Raw genomic sequence first — 20,096 nt, 5'->3', positions numbered from 1 at the left:
CGTCCCTAGAATTGCGGCGGCAGGTCGTTGAGCGTGCGCGCCTGCGCGACCATCTCCGGCAACAGCGTACAAAACTTCTCGACCCAGGGTTGCGGCACTGAAGTGCTGATCTTGACGAAGCGGTCGCCGAAGCGCTGGGTGTGATAGGTGCCCTGCCGGATCATGATGCCCTGGCGGCGATAGCATTCGACCAGCGCCTCCGGGCGGATGCCCGCCGCGATAGTTTCGAGGACGAGGAAGTTACCGTGCGAGGGCATGATCGGCATCGCGAGCCCGTCGATCGCGGCGGCTGCCTCTTGGATCATCGCCTTGTTGGCCCGGTCGGTGCTGCGGACCTTCTTCATCCATTCGGCCTTGACCGACAACCCTGCCTGCGCCGCGCGCTGGGCGATGACGCTGGCGCCGAGCACGCTGGTGGAGGTCTGCGCCAGTTCCTCGAACAGGTCGGACGCGGCGACGAGGGCTCCGATGCGGAGGCCCGCGAGCCCTAGCCATTTCGAAAAGCTGGTCGAGACCACCGAGCCTTTCGGGGCAACATGCAGCGCCGGGGTATGGCCGTCGGCGAAATCGCGGTAGGTGCAGTCGTGCACCAGCAGCGCGCCGCAATCGCGCGCGATCGCCGCAAAGCTCTCGATCTCCTCGCGGGTGTAGCGGATGCCGAGCGGATTGTTGGGATCGACGAGATAGATGATCGCGGTGCGCTCATCGACATTCGCCTTCAGTGCCTCGGGCGTCAGACGGTAGTTGCAGGCGGGATCGTAGATCGGAATCTCGATCACATTGGCACCCTGCTGGCGCGCGAACAGGCACGGCCATTTCCAGGTCGGGTCGGTCGTGACCAGCGTGGTGCCGGGCTTGCAGCGTGCGCGGCAGATCATCGCAAGCGCGTTGACGCCGCCCTCTGTCACCAGCGCTTCCGCGCCAGGCGTGCCGAGATCGGCGACGATCGCCGCGCGCAGCGCCCCGAAGCCAAGTGGCGGCGCATAAGCATTGAACTCGCCGGCCTCGATCGAGCGCAGCATCGCCTCGCGCACGGCGGGATGGGTCTCGATATGGTTGGTGTTCTGGCCGAGCCAATAGAGCCCCGGCGTCGCCGAGAGCTCGTCGAAATAGCGGTTGCGGACCAGTGCCGCGGATTGATATCCCGACATCGGCGCCTCAGATCACCGAGCCGCGCGCCGCGATGCCGCCGTCGATCGTCACCACCGTGCCGGTGATGTAGCCGGACCGCGGCGAGGACAGGAAGGCGACGAGATCGGCGACCTCTTCCGAGGTGGCCGGGCGCTTGCCCGGATATTTGTCGAACAGCTCCTCCCAGCGGCCTTCGTCGCCGAGCATGTCGATCGCCTTGCGCTTCATGATCTTGAGCATGCGGTCGGTGGCCACCGGCCCCGGATTCACCGCAACGACGCGGACGCCGTGATCGAGGCTGCGGCCGCCGAGCGCCTTGGTGAAGGACATCAGCGCCGCATTGCCGGTCGAGCCTGCGATGTAGCTCGCGTCCCAGTTCTCACCGGAATTGCCGATGATATTGATGATGACACCGTCCTTGCCCTTCATGCGCGGATAATAGAGGCGCGACAGCGTGATGTAGCCGAACACCTTGAGATCGAAGCCGCGCCGCCAGGCGGCATCGTCGAGGATTTCAAGCGAGCCCGCGGGGATGTCGCCGGCATTGTTGATGAGGATGTCGATATCGCCGACCTCGGCTGCGAGCTTCTCCATTGCGGCCGTGCTCGACAGGTCGAGCGCATGGATGGTGATCTTCACGCCATGGCGGGCTTCGAGCTGCTTCTTGGCCTCCAGCATCGCCTCGCCGTTGCGGGCGGCGAGATGCAGATGACACCCCTCCGCGGCGAAGAGCTCGGCCACCGCCAGTCCAATTCCTTTCGACGCGCCGGTGATCAGGGCGGTCTTGTTCGTCAGCTTCAGGTCCACTCCGGGTCTCCAGGATGCAAGCTAGATATACAAAGCCTAGCAATTTGCATACCAATAGACCGGAGGTCATTCGAAGGCGGCTAGAAAGTCCAGGAGGTTGTCGCCGAGCAGGTTGACGTGGTCGCGCATCGCGTTGTGCGCCCGCTCGGGATCGTGGGCCAGGATCGCCTGCATGATCGCCTCGTGCTCGCGAATGGTGTCGGCGATTCGGTTCGGCATCCGCGTCACACGGCGGCGATAGGCGGCCACCTGGTTGCGCAGCTTGCGGGTCTGGTCGGCGAGGAACGTGTTGCGCGAGGCCTCGTAGATCGCTTCGTGGAATTCCTGGTTGATGTCGTAGAATACGTCGATGTCCCCGGTTTCGCCCGCCGCCACAAGTCGCTGGTGAATCTTACCTATTTCGGCTCCCCAGGCCTGCGAGACGCGCCGGGCGGCGAGCCTTGCACAAAGCCCTTCGAGCTCGGCCATCACCTGGAACATCTCGATCAGCGCCTGCGCCTTGATGCTTCGGACGGTCGCGCCCTGCCGGCCGCGCAGCTCGACCAGATTGTTGGCGGCCATCAGGCGGAACGCCTCCCGCACCGGCGTGCGCGAGACGCCAAAACGCTGCGCGATCTCCTGCTCGTCGAGGCGGCTGCCCGGCTCGAGGTGACCCGCCGCGATCGCGCCTTCGAGCTTCTGGCGCAGGCTCTCGGCGAGCGTCACGCCCGGGCTCGCGGCAAGGGTTTCGTGCCCATTTTTGACGCGTTTGCCTCCGCCATGTGCACCAAGATCCGCCATTATGTTTCTCCGACACCAAAGAACGTATACATCATGGCATTCTCACCCTAACGAAACGACCTACTTTCGGTCGGAGATGCCCGTGTCTCCGACCTATTCACCGTCGATCTCGCAAGTCTTATGCCTGATTTGCTCGGAAATGGCACTGGCACACGAGTTGCTAAGAGATTTCGACGCGGTCCACTTTCGTATGCGAATGACCGCCGCCATTATACAAGGACATGCTGGTGCAGGCCGCCCGCCTCCCCGATCCCGGACCGACCATCGAAGCCCCGCAGGTTCACCTGAAGCCTGAGCCGCTGCTCGAGCTGCGCGCGATCAACAAGACCTTTGGCTCCGTCGCGGCGCTCTCGGGACTTCAGGCAAGCGTCGCCCCCGGCGAGTTCGTCACCGTCGTCGGACCGAGCGGATGCGGCAAGAGCACCCTCTTCAATATCGTTGCCGGCCTGGAAGAGCCGGACGCCGGCGGCATCCTCCGCTTCGAGGGCAAGAACTGCCACGCGAGCGACCTGCTCGGCCGCGTCTCCTTCATGCCGCAGCGCGATTTGCTGTTTCCCTGGCGCAATGTCGTGGACAACGCCATCCTCGCGCTCGAGGTGGAAGGCATGCCGCGCGAGCAGGCGCGCGCCAAGGCGCTGAAGATGCTGCCCGAGTTCGGGCTGGCCGGCTTCGAGAAGCAGTACCCCAATCAACTGTCCGGCGGCATGCGCCAGCGCGTCGCCCTGATGCGCACCTTCCTGTTCGAGCGTGACCTTATGCTGCTCGACGAGCCGTTCGGCGCGCTCGATGCGCTGACGCGGGCGATGATGCAGCGCTGGTTGCTCGACGTCTGGCAGAAATACCGACGCACCATTCTCTTCATCACCCACGACGTCGACGAGGCGATCTTCCTCGGCGACCGCGTGCTGGTCATGACGGCGCGTCCCGGCTCGGTGAAGCTCGAACAAATCGTCGACCTGCCCCGCCCGCGCCGGCCCGAGATCGTCACCTCCCCCGAATTCGTGCGCCTGAAGCGCACGCTGCTCGATGCGATCGAGGAGGAAAGCATGAAGTCGTTTCAATCCTCCATCGCGCAGGTGAAGTCGCAATGAACGCGATGCAGGCGAGGGATCCGCAAGCCGCGCCGCGGGGCATCGATCCGGCCGAGTGGGATGCCCGCATCAAGCTCGCGGCCTGCTATCGCATGGTCGCCAGGCTCGGCATGGACGATTTGATCTACAATCACATCTCCCTGCGCGTGCCCGGCCACGAGGATCAGTTCCTCATCAATCCCTACGGTTTGCTGTTTGACGAGATCACGGCGTCGAGCCTGGTGAAGATCGACACCAAAGGCAACAAGCTCGACGACACGCCGTATGCCGTCAATGTCGCGGCCTTCGTGATCCATGCGGCGATCCACACCTCGAATCACGACGCAGCCTGCGTGCTGCACACCCATTCCGACGCGAGCGTCGCGGTTTCAGGGCAGGAGAAAGGCCTGTTGCCGCTCAGCCAGTTCGCGATGCGCTTCTACGACCGCCAGGCCTTCCATGATTATGAAGGCGTCGCCATCGACCTCGACGAGCAAGTCCGCCTCGTGCGCGATCTCGGCCCGCACAAGGTGATGCTGATGCGCAACCACGGCATCCTCACCGTCGGCCGGACGCCGGGCGAGGCCTTCATGCTGCTCTATTATTTCGAGCGCGCCGCACGGATCCAGCTCCAGATGCAGGCGGCGGCCGCAGCCGGGGCCAAGCTCGTGATGCCGCCGCACGATGTCTGCGAGAAGGCCGCACGTCAGTTCTGGGAATTGCAGGGCGACATCCTCGTGCCCGGCGAACGTGAATGGCCCGCGCTGATGCGCCGGCTCGATCGCACCGATCCGTCCTATCGCAATTGATTTTCACCGCCTGGAGTATGACCATGTTGAGCCGACGCCACGCCTTCACCGTCCTCTCCGCCATCGCACTGGCGACCGGCTCGCTTGTGACGGCTGCACCCGCAGCCGAATTGCAGAAGGCGAGCCTGCGCCTGAAATGGCTCCCGCAGGCGCAGTTTGCCGGCTTCTACGTCGCGGCCGCCAAGGGCTACTACAAGGCCGAGGGCATCGACCTCACCATCAATCCCGGCGGGCCCAACCTGCTGACCGAAAACCTGGTCGCGACCGGCGCGGACACGTTCGGCCTCTCCGGCGGCACCGACAGCGTGTTCGCCGCCCGTGACAAGGGACTGCCGATCGTCTGCATCGGCGTGTCGCACCAGATCACGCCATTCATCTTCGTCACCCGCAAGGACGGGCCGGTGAAGACGATCCAGGATTTCAAGGGCAAGACCGTCACCACCTGGTTCACCGGCGCCAACCATGTGCTCAACGGCATGCTGGCCAAGGAAGGCATCAAACCAGACGAGCTGAAGATCCAGCCGCAGCAGGTGTCCGTGACGCCTTTCGTCGACGGCAGCGTCGATGTCGTCACGGCGACCTATTACAACGAGTTCTACACCATCCAGTCGCGCATGCCGAAGGACAGCCTGAAGACCTTCGTCGCCGAGGATTACGGCATCACCTTCCCCCGCGACACGCTGATCGTGGCCGAGGCGACCGCCAAGGAGAAGCCGGAGCTGGTCAAGGCGTTCCTGCGCGCTTCGCTCAAGGGGTGGAAGGACGCATTCTCCGATCCCAAGGGTGCCGTCGACACCGTGATGGCCGCCGCCCCGACGCTCGATCGGACGCAGCAGGAGTTCATGCTCACGGAGGTCAAGCGCCTGATGACCGCAGGCGCGGCCGCCAAGAACGGCATGTTCTGGATCGACGCCGACGCGGTCAAGACCGCCCACGACTTCTTCCTGAAATATGGCGTGATCTCCAAGCCGCTGGATCTTGCCGCCGCCTATGATGCCAGCTTCATCCAGAGCGTCCCCGTGGCGGATCGGCTGCCGTGAGCGGCCCTGCCGCGACATCGCTCAGTGAGGCCGCCGCCGCGACGCGGTCGATCACGATGCCGGATTCGCTGCGCAAGCTGATTCGGCTCCTGCTCGGCCTCGCCATTGCGGCGGTGATCTGGGAAGGCGCGGTGATACTGTTCGGTATCAGGCCCTATTACCTGCCGCGTCTCAGCACCATCCTGCTGGCGATGGCGGCGACGCCTCGGGCCTATGTCGACGGTTTCCTGCGCACGTTGGCGGAGACGCTGATTGGCTTTGCGTCCGGCGGCGCCTTCGGCGTGCTCATGGGCATCGTGTTCTTCCGCGTCCGCGCGCTGCGCGAAATGATCTTTCCGATCTTCGTGGTGTCGCAGACCATTCCGGTCATCGCCTTCGGCGCGCTGGTGGTGCTGTGGTTCGGCAACACGCTGCTCGCCAAGGCGATCATCGCATTCTACCTGACCTTCTTTCCGGTGACCGTTAATACGCTGCTCGGTCTCGAGACCGTCGATCCCAAGCAGGTCGCCCTGATGCGCAGCTTCGGCGCCTCCAATCGCCAGTTGCTACTGCGCCTGCAGCTGCCGACCGCGCTGCCGCAGATCTTCGTGGCGCTGCGACTCGCTGCGTCACTGAGCCTCGTCGGCGCCATCGTCGGCGAATGGTTCGGCGACACCACAGGCCTCGGCGTGCTGCTGCTCCAAGCCATGTTCACCGAGAACGTCGTCGCGATCTGGGGCGCCCTGCTCGCCGCGGCCCTGCTCGGCACAGGCTTCTATGCGGTGGTCGCCGCGGTGGAGCGGCGGCTCGTGTTCTGGAGCGCCGAGCAATGAGCCGTGCGCTCGCCTCTCCCTCGCTCGCCGTCCAGCGCGGCATTCTCGGCGCCGTCCTCCTGATCGCATGCTGGGAAGGCCTGGCGCGCGGACTGCATCTGCCGGCCTATGTGCTGCCCGCCGTCAGCGACATCCTCGTCGGCCTCTGGTCCAAGCGCGCCATTCTCATCGACGCCGCTGGCTACACGCTGCTCGAAGCGCTGGTCGGCTACGGGCTCGGCTGCCTGATCGGCACCGGCCTCGCCGTCGCTATCGCGCTGGTGCCGGCGCTGCGCAGTGCGATCCTGCCGCTTGCAACCGCGATAAATTCGGTACCCGTGGTCGGCTATTCGCCGCTGATCCTGCTCTGGTTCGGCATCGGCGTCAGCTCGAAGATCGTGATGGTGGCGATGGCGGTGAGCTTCACCATCCTGCTGTCGATGCTGGCCGGGCTCGACCGTGTCGATCGCCGCGCCGTCGATCTCATGAAGAGTTTTGGCGCGGGCCGCTTTGGCGTGCTGTGGCGCCTGCGGCTGCCGACCGCCCTGCCGCTGCTGCTCGCCGGCATGCGCGTCTCCACGGTGCGCAGCGTGATCGTGGCGATCGTCACCGAAATGCTCGGCGCGCATGGCGGACTCGGCTGGGTGATCTACCAGGCCGTGCTCCAGATCGACTTCGTCCAGGTCTGGGCGGCGATCTTCGTCGCATCCGCGGCGAGCCTCGCCTTCTTCGGCCTGATCGGTTTCCTCGAACGCAAGATCCTGTTCTGGACATGACGCCAGGAAACACACCATGAAACGACAGATGCATCTCGGCCTGTTCATCCTCGGCACCGGCAGCCATGTCGCGGGCTGGCGCTACCCCGGCGCGGTTGACAGCTTTCAGGACTTTGCCGCGATCCGGGAGATCGGCCGCACCGCCGAGCGCGGCAAGTTCGACCTGATCTTCATGGGCGACAATCTCTATGCCGACGCCGACGCCCATCCCTCCTACACGCTGCGGCTCGAGCCGCTGACGATGCTGGCGGCGCTATCGACCTCGACCAGCCATATCGGGCTCGGCGCCACCGTCTCCACCACCTACAGCGATCCCTTCTCGGTCGCACGCGTGTTTGCTTCGCTAGATCACATATCAAAGGGGCGCGCCGCATGGAACGCTGTGACAACGGCCAATCCGGCGACCGCGGCGAATTTCGGCACGACCCATCCCGACCACGCCCGCCGCTACGAGATGGCCGGTGAGTTCCTCGACGTGGTCAAGGGCCTGTGGGACGGTTGGGCGGATGACGCCATCGTTGCGGACCGCGCCAGCGGCATCTACATCGATCCAGCGAAGCTTCGCTCGATCGACCATGAAGGCGCGTTCTTCAAGGTCAAGGGCCCGCTCAACATCGGCCGCAGCCCGCAGGGCCACCCGGTCGTGCTCCAGGCCGGCGGCCCCGAGGCCGGACAGGCACTTGCCGCGCGCACCGCCGATATCGTGTTTTCGGTGGTGCAGGATATCGACGAAGCCAAGATCGGTTACGCCTCGCTGAAGACGCGCCTGCCGGCGTTCGGACGCAGGCCCGAGGACGTCACGGTGCTGCCGGGCGTGATGCCCGTGGTCGGCCGCACCGACAAGGAGGCGTTCGAGAAGCTCAATACACTCCAGAGCTTTGTCAGCGGCAGCAACGCGCTCGCCATCCTGTCCGACCGCTTCGGCCGTGACATGTCGGCCTACGATCTCGACGGTCCTATCCCCGATATCGCGCCGTCGGACAGCTATCACAGCTTTGCCAGCGTCATGCTTGCCAAGGGCCGCCGCGAGAACATGACGCTGCGCGACCTCTACAATCTCACCGCCGCCGCCCGCGGCCATTGGGTGCTGTGCGGTTCGGCCGAGCGCATCGCGGACACGCTCCAGCTCTGGTTCGAGGAGCGTGCCGCCGATGGTTTCAACGTGATGCCGCCCTATTTCCACGAAGAGTTCGAAGATTTCGTCCAGCTCGTCGTGCCGATCCTGCAGGAGCGCGGGCTGTTCCGTGCGGACTACGAGGGAACGACATTGCGCGATCATCTCGGCCTCGCGCGGCCGGCCAATCCGTCCTTCGCGGCTTAGAGCACGCCGGCAGTTCGCAGTGCCTGCTCGAGTGCCTGCAACTCGCCGCGTGTCGCTGGCGGCTGCGGCGGCCGCGCCGCATCGCATGACAGGCGTCCGAGCAATTTCAGGCACGCCTTGAGCCGCACGGTCGCCCGCCCTCCGGGCGCCTCACGATAGATCGCGACCGCCAGAGGATACAGCCGCTCATGCGCGGCGCGCGCCCGCTCCCAATCGCCGGCCTCGGCGGCAGTCCAGAGGCCGACCACAAGCTCCGGCACGACGCAGGCGAGACTGACCTGGCTGCCGGCCGAGCCCACGATATAGCTCGTCATCAGATGCTCATCGCCCGAGCCGAGCACGACGAAGTCCGGTCGCAGTTTCCGGATCAGCCTGAGATTCTGTTCGTAGGCTGCGACCTCCCAGCTGCCCTCTTTCACCGCAACGAAGCGAGGATCGGCGGCAAGCCGCGTCAGCAGCGGCGGCGCGTAGGCCATCGCGCCCGCGCCGACGGGCGCAGCGTAAAGCATCAAGGGTACCGTCGTGGCATCGCGGACGTGGCGGTGATGTTCGATCACGCAATCATCGGCATGGCCGAGCGCCCAGCTGTTGGGAGGAAACACCAGCAGCCCGTCCGCGCCGGCCTGTTCCAGCGCAGCCGCCTCGCGCGCGGCCTCTAGGCTCGATTCATGGTTGACCCCAGATACGATCAGGCAGTCCTTCGGTGCGTGCCGACGCGCCAGCTCCACCACGCGCCGCTTCTCGGCCCGCGACAGCACAAAATTCTCGCCGGCGTGACCGTTGACGAGGAGCCCGTTGATGCCGGATGTGAATGCGACCGCGGTAAGATGGGCTGCGAGCTGCGCCTCATCGATCTCGAAATCGGGCGTCATCGACACGATGGTGGCGGCATGGACGCCGCGCAGGCGATCGCTGAATGTCCGCATCGTGGCCGACATCGCCAGCTAATGAATGATCTGGTCGAGGAACGTTCGCGCCCGCTCCGACTTCGGATGCTTGAAGAATTCCTCCGGCGCGGCCTGCTCGACCACTTTGCCCTCGTTCATGAACACGATGCGGTCGGCGACCTCGCGGGCAAAGCCCATCTCATGCGTCACGCACAGCATGGTCATACCCTCCTCGGCGAGCTTCTTCATGGTCTCCAGCACCTCCTTGACCATCTCGGGATCGAGTGCGGAGGTCGGCTCGTCGAACAGCATGATCTTTGGCCGCATGCACAGCGCCCGCGCGATCGCGACGCGCTGCTGCTGACCGCCGGAGAGTTGCCCGGGAAATTTCGCCGCCTGGTCCGGAATCCGGACCTTGGTCAGGAAATGCATGGCGAGATCCTTGGCCTCGGCCTCGCTCATCCCGTTCGCGGTCATCGGCGCCAGGGTACAGTTCTCCAGCACCGTCATGTGCGGAAACAGATTAAAGCTCTGGAACACCATGCCGGTGTCGCGCCTGACCGCGTCGATGTTCTTACGCTGATGATCGAGCTCGACACCGTTGACGTAGATCAGGCCCTCATCATGCTTCTCGATGTGGTTGATGCAGCGGATGAGCGTCGACTTGCCCGAGCCTGAGGGACCGCAGACCACGATCTTCTCGCCCTTGGCGACCTTGAGATCGACCTCGTTCAACGCGGTGAAGTCGCCATAGTGCTTGTAGACCGCCTCCATACGGACCGCAGGCACCTCACGGAGCTGCGGCTGCACTGTTGCACCTTCGGCCCTAGCCATCGATCTCTCGCTCATGCACGGGCCTCCACACTCGCCTGCGCAACCGGCGCGCTCGCTGCGACCTGCCTGGCTTTCGCGGCACTTGATCGACCGAAATGCTTCTCGAGCCGGCGCTGAACCGCATCCCAGACAGAGGTGAGGATCAGGTAATACGCCGTCGCAGCCGCATAGACCTCTAAGATCTGGAAATGCTCCTGCATCAGCATGTCGCTGCGGCGCATCAGCTCCTCAACCGAGATCACGGAAGCGAGCGATGTTGCCTTCAAGAGCGAGTTGATGGAATTGCCGAGCGGCGGGATCATCAGCCGGAACGCCTGCGGCAGGGTCACGCGGCGGAACGTCACCCAGGGCGACAGGCTGAGCGCCCAGGCGGCCTCACGCTGCCCCGCCGACACCGCCATGAAGCCGCTGCGCACGATCTCGGCGAGATAGGCAGCCTCGTTGAGGATCAGGCCGACGAGCGCGCAGGTGATCACGCTGAACTTGATCCCCAGCTGCGGCAAGCCGCTGTAGATCACGACGAGCTGGATCAGGAGCGGCGTGCCGCGGAAGAACCAGATGTAGAAGCGTGCGGCGCCCGCGAGCACCGGATTGGACGACATGCGCAACAATGCGATGCCCATGCCGAGGATCAATCCGCCGACGACCGCCGCCACCGTCAAGCCGATGGTGACGAGCACTCCCTTCATCAGGAAGTAGTTGAAGAAGTAGCTGACGGCGGCCGTCGGACTGAAATGGCTCATCGGCTCGTCTCCGTGGGTATCAGGCCGGACCGGGGCCGGCGATCGCAAGCGGCTGATCGGCCGGCATACTGGTCAGGCCGAACTTGTCGAACAGGGCTTGGTAGCTGCCGTCGGCGCGCATCGCGTTGAGCGCCTTGACGACGGTATCGGCGACCGTCTTGTTGCGGAAGCCAAGCGTGGTCCTGGCCGTGCCGAGCCCGCTCAGGACTTCCTTCACACGACCACGGCCGACGAGATCGCGTGCCACGCTGTCGACCAGCAGCGCATTGTCAACTTGGCCCGCAAGCAGCGCGCTGACGACGTTGGTCGCAGTCGGGAACGTCCGCATCTCGACAGCCGCTCCGCCTTTCGCTACGCTGGCATCGTTGAGCTTCTTGAGCCAGTTCATCTGGTAGCTGCTGACCTCGACGGCGGATGACTTTCCGATCAGATCGTTTTCGGTAGCAATTTTTGTGCCGCTGTCGGGAGCCACCACGACCGAAATGGCCTGAATGGCGTAAGGCACCATGTACATCAGCTTGGAGCGCTCCTCGGTCCAGAACATGCCGGTATTCACGCCATCGATGCGCGCTGCGCCCAAGGCGGGAATCATGGCCGGAAAATCCATCCGGACGAGTTCGACGGGAAGACACAACCGCTTGCCGAGCTCGGCGGCGAGCTCGACGTTGAGGCCTTGCAGCTGACCGTCCTTGTCGACGAATTGCTGCGGCGGATTGGTCGGGTTGATGGAGAGCTGCAATTTGCCCGGCGCGATCAGATCGTCGTTGGTGATTGCGGGCGTGCAGGCGGCATGCACCGCCGTGGATGCGAGAACGAGTGCGGCAGCCGCACCCAAGCGAAACAGTGTCGAGACCATGGATACCTCCAGTAAGACGCCAATGACCGATGCAGTTCCTCGCCCGGGATTCCCCTCGATGCTTGTTGGATGCGGCCGGCCGGATCTCGCGACACGGCCGGCAGCATCGTCTTCGATCTGCTCAAGCCGATCCCGACATCGGCCTGAGCTGAATGCGCATGAAATTCTTCACCAGGGATTCGAACGGACCAAAGCCCTTCACCTTCAGGAATTCCGGCGTTTCGAACGCCCACCTGCCCGCGACCTCGTACATGGCGGCATATTTCGGCCCGTCGCCGACGGTGACGAAGCGCTTTGCCGAGAGCCAGCCGGGACAAGCGAGCAGATCAGGAAAATGCTTCTGCTCGTACCAGGCGTTGAACGCAGCCTCGTGCTCGGGATCGATGTCGACCCGCACGATGTGGATGAAGGCGTCGTCCGGCATCGGCTCGCCCCTCATGCTAAGTGCGGATGTCGCCGGCCGCGCGCGCCGCGCCGACGGTGGTTGCAATGGCATCGCACAGCGCTGGCAGAACCGGCAGCAGCGGCGGCCGCGGATCGGCGTTGCGGATCAGGCCGAGCGCCTTCAGCCCGACCTTCATGCGGGTGTGCATGTCCATGATCGGGGCAGGTCCGTAGATGGCGCGGACGATCGGATAGAGCCGCTCGTTGACGAAGCGCATCGCCTTGAGGTCGTCGGCGAGCGAGGCCTGCCAGAGCGCTGCGAACAGATGCGGCGCGAGGCTGACAAGGCCGGAGAGAATGCCGTCACCGCCGACGGCGAGCTGCGGCAGGAACCAGTTGAAGTTCGACGGCAGGATCGCGACAGATGGATCCGCCTGCTTCACCGCTCGCCGGTTCTCGTCATAGGCCAGCATGGTGTCGCTGCCCTCCTTGATGGCGATGACGCTGTCGAGCGCAGCGATTTTCGCGAGTGTCTCCGGCGAATAGCCAAACCCGGACGCAAGCGGGTACTGGAAGATCGACACGGGAATTCCGATCGCGGAGCTGACCGCCTGCACGAAAGCCAGTGGCGCGCGTGAGGTCGCCGAGGCGCCGCCGCCTAGCGGCGCAGGCGGGAACAACACGGCGCAATCGGCGCCGGCCGTTTCCGCGAGCTGGGCCTGGTGGATCGCTTCCGCCGTCGAATGCGCGATGATGCCTGAAAGCAGCGGCTTCGCACCGATCTGCCGGCGCGTCCGCTCGATCACGGCCTGACGTTCGTCGTCCGAAAGCGATCCGCCCTCGCCCGCGTGACCATTGACGAACACCGCCGCGATGCCATCAGGGCACGCGCAATAATCCAGCACGCGGGCATAGCCATCCCAGTCGATCGAGCTGTCGTTCCTGAACGGCAGCACGGTCGCCACCGTGACGCCACGCAGATCTGGTTTCTTCGTCGGCTTGCTCATGACGGTTTCCGCCGTGGGAATTTCAGGCTCGCCCGCGCCTTCAGCACTTCGAGGCCGCCCTCGTTGCGTGCGCTCGCCTCCCAGATGATCGTGCGGGTCTCATCGTGCTGCTCGGCGATCCAGACATCGAAGGTGAGCGTGTCGCCGTAGAATACGGGACCTGTGAACCAGAACCGGTCCTCCACGGAGACGCCGATCGTGCCGACCAGCTCAGAGGTGAGGATGCTCGTGCAGAGGCCGGCGACCATGATCCCTGGCGCCAGCCTACGGCCGAAGCGCGTCGCGCCGGCGTAGACCTCGTCGACATGAACGGGGCCGAAATCACCGGTCGCGGCGATATAGAGCGCGCCATCGGCCTCGGTGATGGTCTTGCTCAGGCTGACCCTGTCATTCACCTTGAGATCGTCGAAGGACTTTGGCTCGTACATGGCTCAGGCCGTCGTGAAGGGAACCAGCGTTGCGGTGCCGTCCACCACCGTTGCGCCGGAGGGCGACAGCGTGCAGGTGACCCGGCAGACCGCCTCCTCCCCCGCAACCGAGACGATCTCAGCTTTGGCTTCGACGGACTCGCCAACGATCACGGGCGCGGCAAAATTCAGCGCAATGCTGCCGATCCGCCGCGTGGGGCCACCGAGCTGGCTCAGGCAGGTGGTGGCGAGACCGCCAACGGCAAGCTCGAAGGCGACCATGTTCGACGCGCCGGCCTTTTTGGCACGCACGGCATCGACATAGAGGCCGCCGAGATTGCCGCTGATGCCGGTGAACATCGCCTGCTCTGCCACAGTCATGGTCTTGCGGAAGGCGAAGGCGGCGCCGGGGTTGAGAGGTGCGTGGGACATCGATCGTTTCCTAGAGCTGCAAGCCGTTCTTGATGGTGCTGCGCGCGACCAGCATGCGGTGGATTTCGGAGGTGCCGTCATAGATGCGGGTGACGCGGGCGTCGCGATACATCCGCTCCAGCGGCAGGTCCTTGCTGAAGCCCATGCCGCCGAACACCTGGATGGCACGGTCGACCACGCGGCCCTGCATCTCGGACGCCGCGACCTTGATCATCGAGACCTTGTCGCGCGCATCCTTGCCCTGATCGATGTCCCAGGCGGCATTCATCACCATCATCTTGACGCCGAAGATCTCGGTGGCGGAATCGGCGATCAGCTTCTGCACCATCTGGAAATCGCCGATCAGCTGGCCGAACTGGCGCCGTTCGCCGGCGTGCCTGCGCATCATCTCCAGCGCGCGCTGCGCCATGCCGACGGCGCGCGCGCCGATATGGGCAAGCCGGATCTGCAGCACGCTCTGCATGATCAGCTTGAAGCCGCCGCCGACCTCACCGAGCACGGCCGCCTTGGGAATGCGGCAGTCCTCGAAGCTCAGCTCGGCATGGCCGTAGCCGCGATGACCCATCATCGGCTGGGTGCGCGCGACCTTGAAACCGGCCGTAGCTCGGTCGACCAGGAACAGGGTGATGCCACCACGGGCCCGCTTGTCCTTGTCGGTCATCGCCATCAGAATGATGTAGTCGGCGATGTCGCCGTCGCTGATAAAGTGTTTGGTGCCGTTGAGCACCCACTGGTCACCATCGAGATGCGCCGTCGTGCTGATCGACGCCGCGTCGGAGCCGGCGCCCGGCTCGGTGATCGCCATGGCGCAGATCTTATCGCCTTTCACCGTTGGCAGCAGATAGCGCTCGACCTGATCGCCCTTGCAGGCCATCAGCATCGGATAGACCTGGCCGAACACACGGCGTATCAGTGCGTCGGAGGTCTTGCCGAATTCTTCCTCGACCAGGCAATGCTCGACGCAAGTTAGACCGCCGCCCCCGACATCCGCCGGCATGTTCATGGCGTAGAGGCCGAGCTTCTGCGCCTTGGCCTTGGTGACCGCCAGCACATCGGCCGGCACTTTGGCCGTCTGCTCGACGACGTCTTCGAGCGGCTGCACCTCCGTCTCGACGAAACGGCGGACGGTGTCGACCAGGAGGCGCGTCTCCTCGGGGAGAGAAAAATCGATCATCGCGCCACTCCCACGGCCTTGCCGGTGATCATCGCGTCAACGTCGGCAGCGCCATAGCCGATCTCGCCGAGCACCTCGCGCGTCTGCGCGCCCAGCCGCTGCGGCACCAGCCGTACCTCCGGCGTCTGCCCGTCATAGCGCGCGGGATGGGCGACCATCCGGATTGGCGCGCCACCTGCGCTCTCGGCGCTCTTGAACACGCCGAGATGGTTGAGCTGGGGGTCGGTCTCGAGATCACGATAGTCCTGCACCGGTGCGTGCCAGATGCGTGCCGCTTCGAGCGAGGGCAACCAGTCGGCGGTCGACTTCTGTTTCAGCCTGATAGCAACGATCCGCGTGATCTCCTCGCGCTTCGAGAAACTGTCGGCCTCGCCGAACCACTTCAGCTCTTCGCTGTCGAGCGCGACCGCCAGCGCCTTGGGCGCGGCCATGGAGATCGCCATATGGCCGTCCGCCGTGGCGTGAACACCGTAAGGCCCGGGGCTGAACCAGGCGGCGATGCCGGCGGGGCCGCGCGGCGTCGGCGACGGCGCACCGTTCAGCCAGGCGGTCAGCGGCTCGACCTGGAGATCGAGCGCGGCCTGATAAAGGTTGATCTCGACGAGCTGGCCCTTGCCGGTCTTCGTTCTCGCGAACAGCGCGGCGAGAATGCTCATGGCGTAGAGCGAGGCCGCATGCTGGTCGACGATGACGGCACCGACCGCCGTCGGCTCGCCATCGGCACGTCCCGTCCGCATCGCGAGGCCCGACATCGCCTGGAGCAACAAGTCCTGGCCCGGACGATCCTTGTACGGCCCCTCCGATCCGAAGCCGGTTGCCACCGCATAGATCAGACCGGGGTTGATCGCCTTGAGCGCCTCGTAGCCGAGACCGAGCTTGGCCATGGTGCCCGGCCGGAAATTCTCCATTACGACATCGGCGGTCGCGACCAGCCTCTTCACCGCGGCGACGCCGTCGGGATGCTTGAGATCGACGGCGAGGCTGCGCTTGTTTCGCCCCGTGGCCAGATGATTGACGCTATCGCCTGCGACAAAGTGGTTGGCAACCGCCCAGTTGCGCTGAAACGCACCCTCGATCGGCTCGATCGCGATGACATCGGCGCCGAGATCGGCGAGCGTCTGCGCGGCAAGTGGACCCGCGAGATAGTGATTGAAACTGAGGATCTTGACGCCGTCGAGCAGGTTCATCCATTCACACCATGCTGGCGCTCAGGCTTTCGCATTTGAGAATGCTTCGTCCATCGCGCGATATCTTCGCGTGGAGCGTAGGCTGACACTTCGATGATCGACAACATTGCCATCAATTATTTTCCGGGCGAGGTTGATAACCAAAATCTATGATGCACACTGTCGTCGCTCACCTGTGACCGGACCATCCCGATGAATCTTCGACAGCTCGAAATCCTGCGTGCCGTGATGCGCACACGATCGACCGTCGCGGCGGCGAAGGATCTCGGCATGTCGCAGCCGGCGGTCAGCAACGCCATCAAGCACGCGGAGACCACGCTCGGCTTCCTGCTGTTCGACCGCGTCAACAAGCGCATGATCCCGACGCAGGAGGCGCAGATCCTGCTCGCGGAGGCCGAGCCGCTGTTCCTGATGCAGGACCTGATCAGCCAGACGGCGGCGCATCTGCGCGCCGGCCGCAAGGGACGGATGCGGATCATCGCGACATCCGAATTGTCGGAATCGCTGCTGCCGCAAGTTGTCGCACGCTTCAGCCGCGACCATTGCGGCGTCGAAATTTCGCTTGAGACGCAGCGGCTCGACGACCTCCTGGAATATGTCGAGACCGGTGTCGTCGATGTCGGCTTCGCCATGGAGCCGCATCCGCGTCCGACGCTGGACTATTTGCCGCTGGCCCAGCTCGACATGGTCTGCACCTGCCCGGCCGACAGTCCGCTGGCGCAATTGAGCTTCGTCAGTCCGACCGATCTGCGCGATATGCCTCTGATCAACGCCCGCACCTCGAGCCGCATCAGCAGCCTGATCCAGGAGGCGTTTCGCCGCAGCGCCGTCAACTTCGCGCCCGCCATTGAGGTGCGCTTCATGAATGTCGCCGGACATTTCGTCGAAGAAGGGCTCGGGGTGACCATCATGGACGAGCTGACGGCGTCCTCGACGCGCTATAGCCGCCTCAGGAGCATACCGTTCAAACCGAAGACCGAGGTCACCGTATCTGCCGTCGTGCCGGCCGGCCGCATGCAACAGCGGCTGACGCAATCCCTGATCAGGCACGCGCGCGAGGAGATCGCGGCCCGGATTGCAGTGGCGCGGCAGTGAGGCCTTCATGCGCTCGCCCGCTTTGATGCATCCGGCAAGGTCAGACCGAAGCGCCCGACCAACGCCAGCGCGGCAGCATCCTGTGCTGCGGGGAGTGGCAGTCGCGGCGGGCGCGGATGGCCGGCTGCAAAGCCCATATGACTGAGCAGCGCCTTGCTGCCGGCGACGTAGGCCTGGCCGCCGACGAACTCGATCACCGGCAGGTATTTCAGATAAAGCTCGCGCGCTTCCTTGATCGCGCCGTGGTCGGCGACGAGGCTGAAGATGCGGGCCATCTCCGCCGGAACCACGTTGGAGGCCACGGCCACCCAGCCCTGCGCGCCCTCGACGAAGGATTCGAAGCCGAGGATGCCGCCGAACACCGTCATCCTGTCGCCGCAAAGGCGGATGATGTCGCGCACGCGCGTCACCTCCAGCGTCGACTCCTTGATATAGAGGCAGTTGTCGATCTCGGCGATGCGCGCCACAAGTGGCGGCTTGAGATCGACATTGGCGGTCGCGGGATTGTTGTAGACCATGATCGGCAGCGCGATCGCATCGGCCACCGTTTGGTAGTGATGCACCAGCTCGTCGACGGTCGGCGTCGAATAGAACGGCGGAATGATCATGACGCCGTCCGCGCCCAGTTTTTCGGCACGGCGGCTGAGACGCACGACCTCGCGCGTATCCTCCGCGCCGGTACCGATCAGCACCGGCACGCGGCCTGCGGCCTGGCGAATGACGACCTCCGCGACGAGCGCCTTCTCGTCATCGTCCATGGACAGGAACTCGCCGGTCGAGCCGAGCGGGATCAGCCCGTGAATGCCTTCCGCGATCTGCCAGTCGACGAAGGCGCGCAAGGCCGCGACATCGACCTCGCCCGCTGCCGTGAACGGGGTGATCATAACGGTGTAGGTGCCACGGAACGTCTTCATCGGGATACTGCCGGGCGCTCGGGTGAATTCAGACGATGAGCGCCGCCTGCGGAATATCCGGAATTTTTATGCAATCGTTTGCATAAATGGCTCTGCATTGGGCAACACCATCCATTCTTTGAGCTTGATCCGTGTAGAATAAGCTCCTAGCGTTTCTGCAATCGTTTGCAGTCTATCGGCGGGTTAGATGAGCGTCACGCTCAAAGATGTGGCACAGGCGGCCCGTGTTTCAGTCAGCACTGCGTCCCGGGCGCTGACGGGAACCGGCCTGACCAGCGAACGCACGCAGCAGCGCCTGGTGCGCATCGCGCGCGAACTCGGCTACCGGCCGAACCCGATCGCGCGGGGCCTCAAGACCGGACAGTCGCGCCTCGTGGCGCTCCTCGTCCACAATCTCACCAACGCCTCGTTCCAGGTGATGGCAGAAGTGCTGCAGGCGCGCCTGAAGGCGCTGGGCTATCAGATGCTTCTGTGCATCGGCGGCGACGATCAGCAGCAGGAGAGCGACACCCTCACCACGCTGGTCGACCACCGCATCGACGGGCTGATCGTGGTGCCCACGGGCAAGAACGGCCCGCAGCTCAAGGCGCTGGCGAAGGACATACCGATCGTCTGCCTGGTGCGGCGCGATGACGCGACCGATCTCGAGACCGTGCTCGCGGACGATCCGCAAGGCGCTTATCTGGGCACACGTCACCTGATCGAGCTCGGGCACAAGCGCATCGGGCTGATCGTCGGCCGCCAGGACACGACGTCAGGCCGCGAGCGGTTGTCCGGCTATGTCCGCGCGCTACGCGAAGCCGGCATCGCCAGGGACGACACATTGATTCATGCCGGCCACTACGTGCCCGAGACCGGCGCGACGTGCTGCCGCAAGCTGCTCGACCTTCCCCGCCCGCCCAGCGCGATCTTCGTCGCCAATCATGAAGCGACGCTCGGCGTGTTGCGCGTCACCGCGGAACGGAACATCGCCATTCCCGATGATCTCTCGCTGCTCTGCTACGAAGACATGCCATGGTTCGAATGGCATCGCCCGGCCATCAGCATCGTCGACAACGGCGCCCGGGATCTTGCCAATCTCGCCGTCGACCGGCTGCTGCATCGCATGGATGCCAAGGGAAGCAGCAATGACGGTGTCCGCGAATATCGCGTCGGCGCCCGGCTGATCCAGCGCGACTCCTGCCGCCAGATCGACACCCCGGCCCCTGCGAAATCCGGCAAGTCCAAATCGTCTTCATCCAAATCATCTACGGCCAAGTCCGCGAAGGTCTGATCGATGCCCTATGTCGAAGTGCTCGCCCCGCAAGCTCCAGCCCAGCGCAAGGCCGCGCTGGCGCGGTCCGTGACCGACGGCCTGATGTCAGCCTTCGGCGTCACCGCTGATACGGTCACACTCTATTTCCTGAACATTGCGCCGGACGACTACGCCCATGCCGGCAGGTTTGGCGCGGAGGCCACCGGCCAGCGCATCCTGCTCAAGGTCCACGCCTTCCGCCGCAGCGAGGCCGAGCGCCGCGCCGCCGCCATCGCGCTGACCCGCGCCGTATGCAGCGCCTATGGCGTGCCGGGCGATGACGTCGCGGTCTATTTCCTCGACCGCGACCGCAGTGAAGTCTCCCACGATTCCAAGCTCGCCAGCGACTGACGGGAG

23 protein-coding genes are annotated in these 20,096 nt (G+C 64.6%); 9 read left to right on the top strand and 14 right to left on the bottom strand.

The features are described 5' to 3' along the window. Positions 1–5: 5 nt before the first annotated feature. The 3 genes from CVM73_RS06165 to CVM73_RS06155 all read right to left on the bottom strand — a co-directional run bounded on the left by CVM73_RS06165 (position 6) and on the right by CVM73_RS06155 (position 2,718). Positions 6–1,151, bottom strand: a complete 1,146-nt coding sequence (locus CVM73_RS06165; protein ID WP_100231107.1) for a pyridoxal phosphate-dependent aminotransferase — start codon at positions 1,149–1,151, stop codon at positions 6–8. A 7-nt stretch (positions 1,152–1,158) separates the two neighbouring features. After that, complete coding sequence (locus CVM73_RS06160) at positions 1,159–1,938, bottom strand: SDR family oxidoreductase (RefSeq protein ID WP_100231106.1); 780 nt, start codon at positions 1,936–1,938, stop codon at positions 1,159–1,161. 66 nt (positions 1,939–2,004) lie between these two features. After that, a complete protein-coding gene (locus CVM73_RS06155; RefSeq protein ID WP_167406657.1) occupies positions 2,005–2,718 on the bottom strand; it encodes a GntR family transcriptional regulator in 714 nt (237 codons plus the stop codon). 227 nt (positions 2,719–2,945) lie between these two features. On the opposite strand from CVM73_RS06155, the gene CVM73_RS06150 reads away from it, so the two are divergent. From CVM73_RS06150 to CVM73_RS06125, 6 genes are read left to right on the top strand one after another with little or no spacing between them, the layout of a single operon-like run. Continuing rightward, the gene (locus CVM73_RS06150) at positions 2,946–3,809 is read left to right on the top strand and encodes an ABC transporter ATP-binding protein (protein ID WP_100231142.1); all 864 of its coding nucleotides are present in this window, start codon (positions 2,946–2,948) and stop codon (positions 3,807–3,809) included. Then, positions 3,806–4,597, top strand: coding sequence for a class II aldolase/adducin family protein (locus CVM73_RS06145; protein WP_100231105.1), 792 nt, complete (start codon positions 3,806–3,808; stop codon positions 4,595–4,597). The genes CVM73_RS06150 and CVM73_RS06145 overlap by 4 nt, the downstream gene beginning before the upstream one ends. Positions 4,598–4,620: 23 nt before the next feature. Continuing rightward, complete coding sequence (locus CVM73_RS06140; protein ID WP_100231141.1) at positions 4,621–5,637, top strand: ABC transporter substrate-binding protein; 1,017 nt, start codon at positions 4,621–4,623, stop codon at positions 5,635–5,637. Further along, positions 5,634–6,449 carry an ABC transporter permease gene (locus CVM73_RS06135; protein ID WP_100231104.1) on the top strand — a complete coding sequence of 272 codons (816 nt, stop codon included), beginning with the start codon at positions 5,634–5,636 and terminating at the stop codon, positions 6,447–6,449. Before CVM73_RS06140 ends, CVM73_RS06135 begins: the two co-directional genes overlap by 4 nt. Next, the gene (locus tag CVM73_RS06130; RefSeq protein WP_100231103.1) at positions 6,446–7,204 is read left to right on the top strand and encodes an ABC transporter permease; all 759 of its coding nucleotides are present in this window, start codon (positions 6,446–6,448) and stop codon (positions 7,202–7,204) included. The genes CVM73_RS06135 and CVM73_RS06130 overlap by 4 nt, the downstream gene beginning before the upstream one ends. A gap of 16 nt (positions 7,205–7,220) precedes the next feature. Next, positions 7,221–8,525, top strand: a complete 1,305-nt coding sequence (locus CVM73_RS06125) for an LLM class flavin-dependent oxidoreductase (RefSeq protein WP_100231102.1) — start codon at positions 7,221–7,223, stop codon at positions 8,523–8,525. On the opposite strand, the gene CVM73_RS06120 is transcribed toward CVM73_RS06125, so the two are convergent. From CVM73_RS06120 to CVM73_RS06075, 10 genes are all read right to left on the bottom strand, one after another. After that, positions 8,522–9,451 (bottom strand): dihydrodipicolinate synthase family protein, encoded by a 930-nt coding sequence (locus CVM73_RS06120; protein ID WP_245452229.1) that lies wholly within the window; start codon positions 9,449–9,451, stop codon positions 8,522–8,524. The two genes, CVM73_RS06125 and CVM73_RS06120, sit on opposite strands and share 4 nt — an antisense overlap. Before the next feature lie 18 nt (positions 9,452–9,469). After that, complete coding sequence (locus tag CVM73_RS06115; RefSeq protein ID WP_100231100.1) at positions 9,470–10,261, bottom strand: amino acid ABC transporter ATP-binding protein; 792 nt, start codon at positions 10,259–10,261, stop codon at positions 9,470–9,472. After that, the gene (locus CVM73_RS06110) at positions 10,258–10,989 is read right to left on the bottom strand and encodes an amino acid ABC transporter permease (protein WP_100231099.1); all 732 of its coding nucleotides are present in this window, start codon (positions 10,987–10,989) and stop codon (positions 10,258–10,260) included. Before CVM73_RS06110 ends, CVM73_RS06115 begins: the two co-directional genes overlap by 4 nt. 19 nt (positions 10,990–11,008) lie before the next feature. Further along, positions 11,009–11,845 (bottom strand): ABC transporter substrate-binding protein, encoded by an 837-nt coding sequence (locus tag CVM73_RS06105; RefSeq protein ID WP_100231098.1) that lies wholly within the window; start codon positions 11,843–11,845, stop codon positions 11,009–11,011. 121 nt (positions 11,846–11,966) lie between these two features. Next, positions 11,967–12,269 (bottom strand): DUF4286 family protein, encoded by a 303-nt coding sequence (locus CVM73_RS06100; protein WP_245452228.1) that lies wholly within the window; start codon positions 12,267–12,269, stop codon positions 11,967–11,969. Between the two features lie 16 nt (positions 12,270–12,285). Next, positions 12,286–13,236: a dihydrodipicolinate synthase family protein gene (locus CVM73_RS06095; RefSeq protein WP_100231096.1), complete on the bottom strand. Its 951-nt coding sequence runs from the start codon at positions 13,234–13,236 to the stop codon at positions 12,286–12,288. Further along, complete coding sequence (locus tag CVM73_RS06090; protein WP_011086090.1) at positions 13,233–13,664, bottom strand: MaoC family dehydratase; 432 nt, start codon at positions 13,662–13,664, stop codon at positions 13,233–13,235. Before CVM73_RS06090 ends, CVM73_RS06095 begins: the two co-directional genes overlap by 4 nt. A 3-nt stretch (positions 13,665–13,667) precedes the next feature. After that, the gene (locus CVM73_RS06085; RefSeq protein ID WP_100231095.1) at positions 13,668–14,075 is read right to left on the bottom strand and encodes a MaoC/PaaZ C-terminal domain-containing protein; all 408 of its coding nucleotides are present in this window, start codon (positions 14,073–14,075) and stop codon (positions 13,668–13,670) included. Between the two features lie 10 nt (positions 14,076–14,085). Then, the gene (locus CVM73_RS06080; RefSeq protein ID WP_100231094.1) at positions 14,086–15,249 is read right to left on the bottom strand and encodes an acyl-CoA dehydrogenase family protein; all 1,164 of its coding nucleotides are present in this window, start codon (positions 15,247–15,249) and stop codon (positions 14,086–14,088) included. Continuing rightward, positions 15,246–16,436 carry a CaiB/BaiF CoA transferase family protein gene (locus tag CVM73_RS06075; RefSeq protein ID WP_100231093.1) on the bottom strand — a complete coding sequence of 397 codons (1,191 nt, stop codon included), beginning with the start codon at positions 16,434–16,436 and terminating at the stop codon, positions 15,246–15,248. The genes CVM73_RS06080 and CVM73_RS06075 overlap by 4 nt, the downstream gene beginning before the upstream one ends. 192 nt (positions 16,437–16,628) lie before the next feature. Here CVM73_RS06075 and CVM73_RS06070 point away from each other — a divergent pair, with 192 nt between their 5' ends. Beyond that, complete coding sequence (locus tag CVM73_RS06070; protein WP_100231092.1) at positions 16,629–17,531, top strand: LysR family transcriptional regulator; 903 nt, start codon at positions 16,629–16,631, stop codon at positions 17,529–17,531. 5 nt (positions 17,532–17,536) lie between these two features. Here the strand turns inward: CVM73_RS06070 and dapA are convergent, their stop codons facing one another. Further along, positions 17,537–18,445, bottom strand: a complete 909-nt coding sequence (gene dapA / locus CVM73_RS06065) for a 4-hydroxy-tetrahydrodipicolinate synthase (RefSeq protein WP_100231091.1) — start codon at positions 18,443–18,445, stop codon at positions 17,537–17,539. A 187-nt stretch (positions 18,446–18,632) separates the two neighbouring features. On the opposite strand from dapA, the gene CVM73_RS06060 reads away from it, so the two are divergent. Together CVM73_RS06060 and CVM73_RS06055 are read left to right on the top strand one after the other, a co-directional pair. Next, positions 18,633–19,718 (top strand): LacI family DNA-binding transcriptional regulator, encoded by a 1,086-nt coding sequence (locus CVM73_RS06060; RefSeq protein ID WP_100231090.1) that lies wholly within the window; start codon positions 18,633–18,635, stop codon positions 19,716–19,718. Between the two features lie 3 nt (positions 19,719–19,721). After that, positions 19,722–20,090: a tautomerase family protein gene (locus tag CVM73_RS06055; protein WP_100231089.1), complete on the top strand. Its 369-nt coding sequence runs from the start codon at positions 19,722–19,724 to the stop codon at positions 20,088–20,090. The last annotated feature ends 6 nt before the right edge of the window (positions 20,091–20,096 follow it).

It is taken from the genome of Bradyrhizobium forestalis, from assembly GCF_002795245.1.
Lineage (GTDB): Bacteria > Pseudomonadota > Alphaproteobacteria > Rhizobiales > Xanthobacteraceae > Bradyrhizobium > Bradyrhizobium forestalis.
The sequence above is the reverse complement of the archived record's forward strand: the minus strand, read 5'-3'. Positions and strand labels throughout refer to the sequence as shown.

Bases quoted from the DNA above. Each gene is read 5' to 3' on its own strand.
- CVM73_RS06165 (WP_100231107.1), bottom strand. From the start codon at position 1,151: ATGTCGGGATATCAATCCGCGGCACTGGTCCGCAACCGCTATTTCGAC.
- CVM73_RS06155 (WP_167406657.1), bottom strand. From the start codon at position 2,718: ATGGCGGATCTTGGTGCACATGGCGGAGGCAAACGCGTCAAAAATGGG.
- CVM73_RS06145 (WP_100231105.1), top strand. From the start codon at position 3,806: ATGAACGCGATGCAGGCGAGGGATCCGCAAGCCGCGCCGCGGGGCATC.
- CVM73_RS06140 (WP_100231141.1), top strand. From the start codon at position 4,621: ATGTTGAGCCGACGCCACGCCTTCACCGTCCTCTCCGCCATCGCACTG.
- CVM73_RS06130 (WP_100231103.1), top strand. From the start codon at position 6,446: ATGAGCCGTGCGCTCGCCTCTCCCTCGCTCGCCGTCCAGCGCGGCATT.
- CVM73_RS06125 (WP_100231102.1), top strand. From the start codon at position 7,221: ATGAAACGACAGATGCATCTCGGCCTGTTCATCCTCGGCACCGGCAGC.
- CVM73_RS06120 (WP_245452229.1), bottom strand. From the start codon at position 9,451: ATGCGGACATTCAGCGATCGCCTGCGCGGCGTCCATGCCGCCACCATC.
- CVM73_RS06115 (WP_100231100.1), bottom strand. From the start codon at position 10,261: ATGAGCGAGAGATCGATGGCTAGGGCCGAAGGTGCAACAGTGCAGCCG.
- CVM73_RS06110 (WP_100231099.1), bottom strand. From the start codon at position 10,989: ATGAGCCATTTCAGTCCGACGGCCGCCGTCAGCTACTTCTTCAACTAC.
- CVM73_RS06105 (WP_100231098.1), bottom strand. From the start codon at position 11,845: ATGGTCTCGACACTGTTTCGCTTGGGTGCGGCTGCCGCACTCGTTCTC.
- CVM73_RS06100 (WP_245452228.1), bottom strand. From the start codon at position 12,269: ATGCCGGACGACGCCTTCATCCACATCGTGCGGGTCGACATCGATCCC.
- CVM73_RS06095 (WP_100231096.1), bottom strand. From the start codon at position 13,236: ATGAGCAAGCCGACGAAGAAACCAGATCTGCGTGGCGTCACGGTGGCG.
- CVM73_RS06090 (WP_011086090.1), bottom strand. From the start codon at position 13,664: ATGTACGAGCCAAAGTCCTTCGACGATCTCAAGGTGAATGACAGGGTC.
- CVM73_RS06085 (WP_100231095.1), bottom strand. From the start codon at position 14,075: ATGTCCCACGCACCTCTCAACCCCGGCGCCGCCTTCGCCTTCCGCAAG.
- CVM73_RS06080 (WP_100231094.1), bottom strand. From the start codon at position 15,249: ATGATCGATTTTTCTCTCCCCGAGGAGACGCGCCTCCTGGTCGACACC.
- CVM73_RS06075 (WP_100231093.1), bottom strand. From the start codon at position 16,436: ATGAACCTGCTCGACGGCGTCAAGATCCTCAGTTTCAATCACTATCTC.
- CVM73_RS06070 (WP_100231092.1), top strand. From the start codon at position 16,629: ATGAATCTTCGACAGCTCGAAATCCTGCGTGCCGTGATGCGCACACGA.
- dapA (WP_100231091.1), bottom strand. From the start codon at position 18,445: ATGAAGACGTTCCGTGGCACCTACACCGTTATGATCACCCCGTTCACG.
- CVM73_RS06060 (WP_100231090.1), top strand. From the start codon at position 18,633: ATGAGCGTCACGCTCAAAGATGTGGCACAGGCGGCCCGTGTTTCAGTC.
- CVM73_RS06055 (WP_100231089.1), top strand. From the start codon at position 19,722: ATGCCCTATGTCGAAGTGCTCGCCCCGCAAGCTCCAGCCCAGCGCAAG.